The 2,885-nt window shown below is 68.5% G+C and carries 2 protein-coding genes; one reads left to right on the top strand and one right to left on the bottom strand.

Features of this window, described 5'->3' with window-relative positions; genetic code table 11:
* Positions 1-1,593, top strand: a 1,593-nt coding sequence (locus tag AX735_RS23535; RefSeq protein ID WP_082751291.1) for an L-glutamate gamma-semialdehyde dehydrogenase, incomplete at its 5' end; no start/stop codon positions are given.
* A 12-nt stretch (positions 1,594-1,605) separates the two neighbouring features.
* Here the strand turns inward: AX735_RS23535 and AX735_RS23530 are convergent.
* Positions 1,606-2,775, bottom strand: a complete 1,170-nt coding sequence (locus AX735_RS23530; protein ID WP_066285107.1) for an acyl-CoA dehydrogenase family protein — start codon at positions 2,773-2,775, stop codon at positions 1,606-1,608.
* Positions 2,776-2,885 lie beyond the last annotated feature (110 nt).

The following is a 2,885-nucleotide window of genomic DNA, read 5'->3' as shown; positions in this document are numbered from 1 at the left end:
GCATTTGCCCGCCTCTCGCGCGAGGCGGTCGATTTCCTGCGCTATTACGCGGCCGAGGCGCTGGCCGCACCCGCGTCGAGCCCGCGCGGCATCATCACCTGCATCTCGCCGTGGAACTTCCCGCTGGCGATCTTCACCGGCCAGATTGCCTCCGCGCTTGCCATGGGCAATGCGGTGCTCGCCAAGCCGGCCGAACAATCCCCGCTGATCGCGCATCTCGCCACGCGGTTGCTGCACGAGGCGGGCGTCCCCGTCACCGCGCTGCAGCTTCTGCCGGGGCCGGGCCGGGTGATCGGCGCGGTGCTGAGCAGCGATCCGGCGATCGCCGGCACCTGCTTCACAGGATCGACCGCCACCGCACAGGCGATCAATCGCGCGATGGCCGAAGGCTGCGCCCCCGATGCGATGCTGATTGCCGAGACCGGCGGGCTCAACGCGATGATCGTCGATTCGACCGCACTGCCCGAACAGGCGGTTCGCGATATCGTCGCCTCGGCCTTCCAGTCGGCGGGCCAGCGCTGCTCGGCGCTGCGCATGCTCTATGTCCAGCGCGATATTGCGGAATCGCTGAAGGAGATGCTGTTCGGCGCGATGGATGCGCTGACGCTGGGCGATCCGTGGTGGCTGGCCAATGATGTCGGCCCGGTGATCGACCAGTCGGCGCGCGAGAAGATCGCCGCGCATATCGAGGCGGCGCGTCGCGACGGGCGATTGCTCAAGCAGCTCGATTCGCCCGAGACCGGCTGGTTCGTCGGCCCCGCCGCGATCGCTGTGAACGGTATCGAGGATCTGGCCGAGGAAATCTTCGGCCCGGTGCTGCACATCGCGACCTTCGAGGCGGGCGAGATCGACGATCTGGTGACCCGCATCAACGCGCGCGGCTATGGCCTGACCTTCGGGCTGCAGACGCGCATCGATGCCCGTGTCGACGCGATCACCGCGCGCATCCATGCGGGCAACATGTACGTCAACCGCAACCAGATCGGTGCCGTGGTCGGCGCGCAGCCCTTTGGTGGCGAGGGCCTGTCGGGCACCGGCCCCAAGGCGGGCGGGCCGCGCTATCTGCCGCGCTTCGCGGCCGCCGAGGGACCGCAGCTCGACCTGCCGCCGCTGACCCGGATCGCCGGCCAGGCCGAGGTGGAGGCTGCGCTCGCTGCGCTGCCGCGCGTCACCGAGCTGCCGCTCGACACGCAGACCATGCCGGGGCCGACGGGCGAATCGAACATACTCTCGACCTTCGCGCGTGGGCGCGTGCTGTGCCTGGGGCCGACCGTCGAAGCGGCGACGCAGCAGGCGGAAATCGCGCGCGGCGAGGGTTGTGCGGCGCTGATCGTGGTGCCGGGCGCCAAGGGTCCGCATGCCATCGACGGCTTTATCGAGCGCGCCGATCTGCAGCGGATCCAGGGCTTCGATGCGGTGGCCGCATGGAGCCAGGGCGACGACCAGCGCGCGATCCGCAAGGCGCTAGCCGCGCGCGACGGGGCACTGCTGCCGCTGCTCACCGAAGCGAGTTTCGCTGCGCGCTGCGTGCACGAGCGCCATGTCTGCATCGACACGACCGCAGCCGGAGGGAATGTCTCGCTGCTGGCCTGAGCCCGAGCGAGGCTAGAGCATCGCCAGGTCGGTCGGCAGGCCCAGTGCCACCCGGCCGACCAGCTCGTACACGCTGCTCGCGGTGGCGATATGCTGGGTCGCGACATGCGCGTCGCGGAAGCGGCGCTGCAGGTTGCTGGTCATGTAGACCGCGCTGCCGCCGCCGATGGTGAACGCGGTCTTGGCGACCTCGGCCGAGGTCTCGGTGGCGTAGGTCGCGGCGAGGCGCAGCAGCGCGCGCTCCTCGGGCGATAGCTCTCCGCGCGTGGTTGCGCCGTGCCAGCACGCTTCGACGCATTCGCGCAAATAGGCTTCGGCTCCGCCGAGCTTCGCCTGCGCGCGCATCAGTTCGGTCTGCACCACCCCGCGTTCGGCAAGGCTGCGCTGGCCCCCTTGCGGCTTCTTGGCCTTTGCGAGCGCCTCGATCTCGTCGAGCGCGCCTGCCGCATTGCCCAGCGCCACCGAGGCGACGCCCAGGGCCAGGAGGCCGAATATGGGGAACTGGTACAGCGCGCCCGGCTCGACCGGCTTGTCGGCGATCAGCGAGACGCTGCGCTCCTTGGGAACGATGATCTGCTTGACGGTAAAGTCGCCCGAGCCGGTGCCCTTCATTCCCATGACATGCCAGGTATCGAGCAGTTCGGCCTGATCCGCCGGAAAGATCATCATCCGGTGATAGGGCGCGCCATTGTCGAACCGCTGAAGCTCGCCATCCTTGAAGATCATCGCGCCGCCCGACAGCCAGTCGCAATTGGCGCTGCCCGATCCCCATTGCCAGCGGCCCGAGACGACATAATGGTCCCCCATGTCGTCGGCGCGGCCCATCGGCGCGAACACCCCGCCGGTGATCGAATGCGGGTCGGCATAGATTTCTTTCGCCACGTCATGCGCGAGATACGCCGCGTTGAGCGCGGTGGTCGACCCGATCATCGCGCACCAGCCTGCGCTTGCCTCGGCCCGTGCGATGGCGTGCAGCACCGCGACCATCTCCATCGGCGTCAGTTCCAGCCCCTGCAGGCTCTTGGGCCGCAGGATGTTGAACGCACCGGCCTGTGCCATCGACTGCGCAATATCGGCAGGAAGATGCCGCGTCTGCTCTATCTCGTCCGCGCGCGCGGCAATGCCGGGCAGCAACATGGCAATGGCATGGCCCAGCGGCTCAATGCTTTCAAGCGGTTGCATGTTCAACTCCCTCTCCCCTTCAGGGGAGAGGGTTGGGGAGAAGGGGATGCCCCGCTCACCTGCCCCTCTCCCTTCGCCGCTACGCGGCTCTTCCCTCTCCCCTGAAGGGG

Origin of the sequence: Blastomonas sp. CCH1-A6, assembly GCF_001556365.1 — a bacterium.
Classification (GTDB): Bacteria; Pseudomonadota; Alphaproteobacteria; order Sphingomonadales; family Sphingomonadaceae; genus Blastomonas; species Blastomonas ursincola.
Note: the sequence above shows the minus strand (reverse complement) of the source record. Positions and strands in the feature narration are given on the sequence as shown.